Source organism: Mesorhizobium sp. M2A.F.Ca.ET.039.01.1.1, from assembly GCF_003998035.1.
Taxonomy (GTDB): domain Bacteria; phylum Pseudomonadota; class Alphaproteobacteria; order Rhizobiales; family Rhizobiaceae; genus Mesorhizobium.
In genome coordinates, this window is the sequence record NZ_RZRY01000356.1 from 1 (window position 1) to 6630 (window position 6630).

Annotated in this window: 8 protein-coding genes; 7 read left to right on the forward strand and 1 reads right to left on the reverse strand. The window is 64.8% G+C overall.

Annotated elements, in window-relative coordinates; genetic code table 11:
• The 7 genes from EOA24_RS23470 to EOA24_RS23500 form a co-directional block, all read left to right on the forward strand.
• On the forward strand, nt 1-498 hold a 498-nt coding region (locus tag EOA24_RS23470), incomplete at its 5' end, for a c-type cytochrome (protein WP_245501838.1).
• On the forward strand, nt 495-1508 hold the full coding sequence (gene coxB / locus EOA24_RS23475; protein WP_189343072.1) for a cytochrome c oxidase subunit II: 1014 nt from the start codon (nt 495-497) through the stop codon (nt 1506-1508). The genes EOA24_RS23470 and coxB, both read left to right, overlap by 4 nt.
• On the forward strand, nt 1505-3481 hold the full coding sequence (ctaD, locus tag EOA24_RS23480; protein WP_126081313.1) for a cytochrome c oxidase subunit I: 1977 nt from the start codon (nt 1505-1507) through the stop codon (nt 3479-3481). Before coxB ends, ctaD begins: the two co-directional genes overlap by 4 nt.
• Nucleotides 3478-4083, forward strand: coding sequence for a cytochrome c oxidase subunit 3 (locus tag EOA24_RS23485; protein ID WP_127410113.1), 606 nt, complete (start codon nt 3478-3480; stop codon nt 4081-4083). The genes ctaD and EOA24_RS23485 overlap by 4 nt, the downstream gene beginning before the upstream one ends.
• A 1-nt stretch (nt 4084) precedes the next feature.
• Nucleotides 4085-4426: a hypothetical protein gene (locus EOA24_RS23490; protein ID WP_126081311.1), complete on the forward strand. Its 342-nt coding sequence runs from the start codon at nt 4085-4087 to the stop codon at nt 4424-4426.
• Complete coding sequence (locus EOA24_RS23495; protein ID WP_126081310.1) at nt 4423-5301, forward strand: cytochrome c oxidase assembly protein; 879 nt, start codon at nt 4423-4425, stop codon at nt 5299-5301. Before EOA24_RS23490 ends, EOA24_RS23495 begins: the two co-directional genes overlap by 4 nt.
• Complete coding sequence (locus tag EOA24_RS23500) at nt 5282-5698, forward strand: c-type cytochrome (RefSeq protein WP_126081309.1); 417 nt, start codon at nt 5282-5284, stop codon at nt 5696-5698. Before EOA24_RS23495 ends, EOA24_RS23500 begins: the two co-directional genes overlap by 20 nt.
• Here the strand turns inward: EOA24_RS23500 and EOA24_RS23505 are convergent, their stop codons facing one another.
• Entirely contained in the window at nt 5699-6505 is an 807-nt protein-coding gene (locus EOA24_RS23505) for an ABC transporter permease (RefSeq protein ID WP_126081308.1), read from the reverse strand.
• Nucleotides 6506-6630: the final 125 nt, after the last annotated feature.

Here is a 6630-nt window from a genome sequence, read left to right on the forward strand (position 1 = left end):
CTGGCCCTTTCTGCCTGCCAGCGCGAGGAACGGGACACACGTCCGCAATCGGCGCTCGGCTCCGGCGAGCAGCCGACTCCGGTGACAACGCTGGAACCCGGCGGGCAGCGCCCCTCCCCCACGGACAACAAGGCGGCGAGCTTCGAGGCCAATGCCTTTCATCTGAGCGAAGGCAAGCGCCTGTTCGGCTGGTTCAACTGTTCGGGATGCCATGCCAATGGCGGCGGCGGCATGGGCCCAGCGCTGATGGACGAAAAGTGGATCTATGGCAGCTCGATGGAGAGTATCCATGCCACGATCCGCGACGGCCGCCCGAACGGCATGCCGAGCTTCCGCGACAAGATCCCCGACGACCAGATCTGGGAGCTTGCGGCCTTCGTTCGCTCGCTTAGCGGCAACGCGCCCTCCTCCGCCGCGCCGTCGCGCAATGACGACATGATGGCGCATCCGTCCGAAAACCGCATGCCGGATGCCGCCACGCTGGGGAAGTCGCCGTGAAACGCCTCGCCTCGATTGCGTTCGCCACGGCAATCGCCCTGTTTCTTCAGGGATGCGCAGGCTGGCAATCGGCGCTTGACCCGAAAGGTCCGGCGGCGAGCGAGCTCGCATGGCTGATCTGGTTCTTCACCGGCCTGTGTGCGGTGGTGTGGGTGCTGGTGATGGCCGCCCTTGCCGTGCCGTTGCTGATGCGGTCCCGGCAACATGCCGAGCCGCTTGCGCTGGACGCCGGCGCCGACAGCCGCAAGCTGCGCGTGGTGATGATCGCTGTCGGGCTGACCGCCGTGATCCTGGTCGGTCTGACCTTGCTCAGCTTCTTCGCCAACAGAACCCTTGCCGCGATCGGCTCGGACGCCGCGCTGACCATTCGCGTCACCGGTCATCAATGGTGGTGGGAGGTGCGCTACGAAGACGCCACGCCGAGCCGCATCCTGACCACGGCCAACGAGATCCATATTCCCGCCGGCGAACCCGTGCGGCTTCTTCTCACCTCGACCGACGTCATCCATTCCTTCTGGGTGCCGAGCCTTTCCGGCAAGCTAGACCTCATTCCCGGCCGAATGAATGTGCTCGATATCAAGGCCGACAAGCCCGGTGTCTACCGAGGCCAATGCGCCGAGTTCTGCGGCGCGCAGCACGCGAATATGGGCACCTTCATCATCGCCGAGCCGCGCGCGAAGTTCGATGCCTGGTGGAATGACCAGTTGGAGCCGGCCGCCGTTCCAACAGGCGACGAGGCCAAGGCCGGCGAGAACCTCTTCCTGAAACGCCCCTGCGTGATGTGTCACAAGATCGGCGGCACGCCGGCGGGCGGAACGGTCGCGCCCGATCTCACCCATCTCGCCAGCCGGCAGACGCTCGCGGCCGGAACATTGACGATGAGCCGAGGCAACCTCGCCGCCTGGATCGCTGACCCGCAAGGCGTGAAGCCCGGCTCGCACATGCCGGTGGTCGATCTGAGCGGCGACGAACTCAACGCCATCGTTGCCTATCTCGAGGGGCTGAAATGAGCAGCGCGGATCTCACCAGCGAACGCGATCTGCCGCCGGAGCGGGAAACGTCCGTCAGGGGCGATATAGCACCAGAGCGTGACGGGCCGCGCGACACCGGCATGGACGACGCCAGCTTGCATCGCTGGTTGGCGCGGACGTGGCGGACGCCTCCCGGAATCATCGGCGCGCTGTCGAGCGTCGATCACAAGGTCATCGCACGCCGCTACCTGATCACCGCCTTCCTTTTCCTGTGCCTGGGCGGACTCAACGCCGTGGCCATGCGCATCCAGCTCTCGGGCCCGCAGCGTGGCCTGATCGGCCCGGACCTCTACAACCAGCTGTTCACGATGCACGGCGTCACCATGATGTTCCTATTCGCCGTGCCCATTGTGCAGGCGACCGGCATTTACTTGGTGCCGTTGATGGTCGGCACCCGCAACATCGCCTTCCCCCGCCTCAACGCCTTCAGCTATTGGGTCTATCTTTCGGGTGGCCTCTTTGCCTGGGTGTCGTTCGCCCTCGCGATGGCGCCGGATGTCGGCTGGTTCGCCTATGTGCCGCTGTCCGGACCGGAATACGGTCCGGGCAAGCGCGCCGACGTCTGGGCGCAGATGATCACCTATACCGAGGTATCCTCACTGGCCGTCGCCGTCGCGACCATCGTGACCGTGTTCAAGCAACGCGCGCCGGGCATGTCGTTGGACAAGATCCCGCTCTATGTCTGGGCCCTCCTGGTCACGTCCTTCCTCGTCGTCTTCGCCATGCCGGCGGTGATGATCACCTCGACCTTCCTGATCCTCGACCGGCTCGTCGGCACGCATATCTTCAACCCGGCCGAGGGCGGCGACGCGCTGCTGTTCCAGCACCTGTTCTGGTTCTTCGGCCATCCCGAAGTCTACATCATCTTCCTGCCGGCCACCGGCATGGTCTCCGCAATCATTCCGGTCTTCGCCCGGCGCCCGGCCTTCGGCCATCTCGGGCTGGTCCTGTCGCTGATCGCGGTCGGTTTCCTGTCGTTCGGCCTCTGGGTCCACCACATGTTCGCAACCGGGCTGCCGAAGCTCGGCGCGAGCTTCTTCACCGCATCCAGCATGTTGATCGCCATCCCCAACGGCGTTCAGATCTTCTGCTGGCTGGCCACTCTCTGGGACGGCAGGCCGGTGATCCGTACACCGCTGCTGTTCGTCTTCGGCTTCTTCTTCACCTTCGTCATCGGCGGACTTACCGGCGTCATGCTCGCCTCGGTGCCGCTCGACCTGCAGGTGCACGACACCTATTTCGTCGTCGCCCATTTCCACTACGTGCTGATCGGGGGTTCGGTCTTCCCGCTGCTCGCGGCCGCCTATTTCTGGTTCCCCAAAATCACCGGCCGCATGATGAGCGAGCGCCTCGGACGCTGGCATTTCTGGCTGGCGATGATCGGCTTCAACGCGGCATTCTTCCCTATGCACATCGTCGGCCTGTGGGGCATGCCGCGCAGGGTCTACACCTATCCGGCCGAGCTCGGCTGGGGGAACATCAATCTCTTCATCAGCGCCGGCGCGGTGCTCTTCTTCCTGAGCTTCGTCCTGTTTGCGTTCAACTTGGTTCATGGCGCGCTAAGGGGCACGCCCGCAGGCGACAATCCCTGGGATGCCGGCACGCTTGAATGGGCGACATCCTCGCCACCGCCCGGCTATAATTTCGCGCGCATTCCGATCGTGACGAATGTCGAGCCGCTCTGGGCCGAACGCGGGGCGCTTCCTGTCGCGACCGGGCTTCGGGTCGACGTTCGCGAATTGCTCGTCTCCACCGTGGCGGAAGCCCATCCCGACATCCGCGAAAAATCGGCGACGCCGTCGATCTGGCCGCTGTTGGCGGCCATCGCCGTCGGCGCCACCTTCCTGTACTCGATCTTCACGCCCTGGGCGATCATCTGGGGCGCCGCGCCGATCGCCGTCACCTTGGTCGGCTGGTTCTGGCCGAAGGCCGATCCGGAGGACGAGGAATGAACCAGCGTCCCGCCCTCGATCTTACCGGCCTCCCGACCTTTGGCCATGGCCCGCGCAGCCCGACCTGGTGGGGCACGCTTGGCTTCATGGCGCTGGAAGGCATGGGCTTCGCGCTAGCCGCCGGCGCTTACCTCTACCTCGTTACTTTGTGGCCCAACTGGCGCCTGAGCGCTCCGCAGCCCAACCATTGGCCGGGAACCATCGTGACGCTGCTTCTCATCGCCAGCCTGGTGCCCAACCACATCCTCAACGGCTATGCCAAGCGATGCGCCATGCGGTCCGTGCGGATCGGAATGGTGGTGATGTCGCTGCTCGGCCTCGCGCCTCTTGTCGTGCGCTGGTTCGAGTTTCCCGCCCTGAATATCTACTGGGACACGAATGCCTACGGCTCGATGCTCTGGGTGCTGCTTGGTCTCCACACCACGCATCTGATCACCGATGTCGGCGATACGATTGTCCTGACGGTGTTGATGTTCACGCACCATGGCTATAGCGGCCGGCGCTTCGGCGATGTCGGCGACAATGTCTTCTACTGGGACTTCGTGGCCCTCACCTGGATTCCGATCTACCTCCTCATCTACTGGCTACCGAGGTTAGGCTGAGATGCGCGCGCTGCGGCTGGGCACGTCCTGGGGAGGTTTGTTGTCGGGGCCTTTGGCCTGGGCAATCTCGACGCAGCTGAACTATTCGCTCGTGCATTGGCAATGCAATCGCCAGGTCCAGGTGGTGCTACCGGTGGCGCTGTTGCTCGCGGTGTTTTCGCTGCTTGGTGGCGCGCTGTCATGGCGGGCGAAGCGGCAGGGCGGCGCGGCGTTCAAACCGGAGCGCACCCGCAGCACCGAACGTTTCGTCGCCGATCTCGGCATTCTCGCGGCATTGCTGTTCGCCCTCGTCATCATCATGCAGGGCAGCGCAGCGCTCATCCTCGACGAGTGCCTGCGATGAGCTTGGACGCCTTCTTCTCCACCTCGATATGCTACGGCGCCGGTGCGCCGGGGGCCGGATGGACGTTGGCGCTTCCCATCACGTCTCCCTTGGCTGCGATAGCACTAATCTATGCGCTCGGCGCGGGCCGTCTGTGGCGTCGCAGCGGCCGGGGCCGTCCCGAACGGCTACGGCAAGCTCTGTTGTTCGCGGCCGGCTGGAGCGTGCTGGCCGTTGCGCTGGTCAGCCCCATCCATGCGCTCGGCGAGCTGGTATTTTCCGCCCATATGATCGAGCATGAGTTGCTGATGGCCGTGGCGGCGCCGCTTCTTGTCGCCGCCTGTCCCGGCGCGGCCTTGATGTGGGCATTGCCAACCACACTCCGCCGAGGGACGGGAAACGTCACTCGTGGCAAGGTGCTGCAGGCGCTCTGGGCTTTCGCCGCTCGCCCGCTCAGCGCGACGATCCTTCATGGGATAGCGATCTGGATCTGGCATGTTCCGGTGCTCTTCGAGGCAGCGCTGCAGCAGGGTGTGCTGCATTATGCGCAGCATGCGAGCTTCCTCGGCACCGCCCTGCTGTTCTGGTGGGTGCTTCTGCCGCGTTCCGGCCGACAGCAGACCTATGGCATTTCCGTCATGCATCTTTTCTTCACCTCGCTTCACACCGGCTTGCTCGGCGTCCTGCTGCTGGTCTCGCCAAAACTCTGGTATCCGGAGAATGCCTCCGGCGCCGCGCTCTGGCGCCTGAGTCCGCTCGAGGATCAGCAACTCGCCGGGCTTGTGATGTGGGTGCCGGCCGGGCTGATCTACGGCGGAGCCGCTCTGCTGCTCGCCGGCCTTTGGATAAGCAACAGCGGAACCAGGGAGGCGGCCCATGCGCTCCGACCTGGTTAGGCTGCTCGGGGGCGTCCTCGTCGCGATCGTGCTTCTGGTGGTCGTAATCGCGGCGACGACCTTGTGGCTCGACCGCCGCGAGCGTGTCCAACACGAGTCGGACGTGGCGACCGGCGGCGTGGGCGCGCGCGCCATTCCTATCATGACAGCGAATGGCTGCTCAGGCTGCCATACGATTCCCGGGGTGCCGGGGGCGCAAGGCCAGGTCGGGCCGCGGCTGGACGGCAGCCTGGCCGGGCGCGTCTACATCGGCGGTGTGCTGGCGAACAACCCGGAGAACCTGATCCGCTGGATCCGCTCGGCACGGGAAATCAATCCGCACACCGCCATGCCCTCGACGAGGATCACCGAGCAGCAGGCGCGCGACATCGCGGCCTATCTCTATGCCCTCAGATGATCAGCCCTCGCCGCCACGCCGGGACCACAGGCCGCGACCGGGATCATAACCGGCCACCGCCGCGAGGAAGAATGCCACGAGACAGGCGACAACAACGAGCATGGAACCCATTTCGAACCGCAGGTAGAGCGTAAAGCGGATCAACTCGACCGCCGAGCTGAATGGATTCCAGGCGGCGATCGTCGCCAGCACCGGACCGGCTTCAGCGAGGCGCCAGATCGGATAGAGCGCTGTCGAGGCGAAGAACATCGGGAAGATGACGAAATTCATCACGCCGGCGAAGTTTTCCATCTGAGTGGACATCGAGGAGACCAACAGACCGAACGCGCCGAGCATCAAGCCCGACAGCACGAGCGCCGGGAACACGGCGACATAGCCCAGGATCGGCGGCCGTACGTCCCAGAAGCGCGCCACGAAAAGAAACAGATAGACGAGCGGCAGGCCGACAATCACGCTGGCAAGCAGGCGCGCGGCAAGCAGGTACCAGCGCGGCAGCGGAGCCGTTAGCAACAGGCGCATGCTGCCCATCTCGCGGTCATAGACCATGGCCAGCGAGCTCGCCATGGCATGGAACAGCAGCATCATGGCCGCCAGCCCAGGCACTACATAGACCTCGTAAAGAACATAGGTCTGGTAGGGCGGCGTGATCGACAGGCCGAGAACGGAGCGGAAGCCGGCCGCGAAAATCGCCAGCCAGACCAGCGGCCTCACCATTGCGGAGAACAGGCGCGCGCGCTGCCGCAGCGAGCGCAGCATTTCCCGCCGCAAGATGCCGTCGAGTGCCCGTAATGCGTGATCGACTTTCATGGCGAACCCGTCAGCAAGGCGAATGCTTCAGCGACGCTTACCACGCCGAGTTCGGGCGCGATGCGGTCCGTGGGGCCGGTCCAGCAAACCCTACCCCGATCCAGCACCACGACGTCATCGTCGGC

Excerpts from the sequence above, each read along its gene's own strand:
- ctaD (WP_126081313.1), top strand. The coding sequence starts at position 1,505 with ATGAGCAGCGCGGATCTCACCAGCGAACGCGATCTGCCGCCGGAGCGG.
- EOA24_RS23490 (WP_126081311.1), top strand. The coding sequence starts at position 4,085 with ATGCGCGCGCTGCGGCTGGGCACGTCCTGGGGAGGTTTGTTGTCGGGG.
- EOA24_RS23485 (WP_127410113.1), top strand. The coding sequence starts at position 3,478 with ATGAACCAGCGTCCCGCCCTCGATCTTACCGGCCTCCCGACCTTTGGC.
- EOA24_RS23500 (WP_126081309.1), top strand. The coding sequence starts at position 5,282 with ATGCGCTCCGACCTGGTTAGGCTGCTCGGGGGCGTCCTCGTCGCGATC.
- EOA24_RS23495 (WP_126081310.1), top strand. The coding sequence starts at position 4,423 with ATGAGCTTGGACGCCTTCTTCTCCACCTCGATATGCTACGGCGCCGGT.
- EOA24_RS23505 (WP_126081308.1), bottom strand. The coding sequence starts at position 6,505 with ATGAAAGTCGATCACGCATTACGGGCACTCGACGGCATCTTGCGGCGG.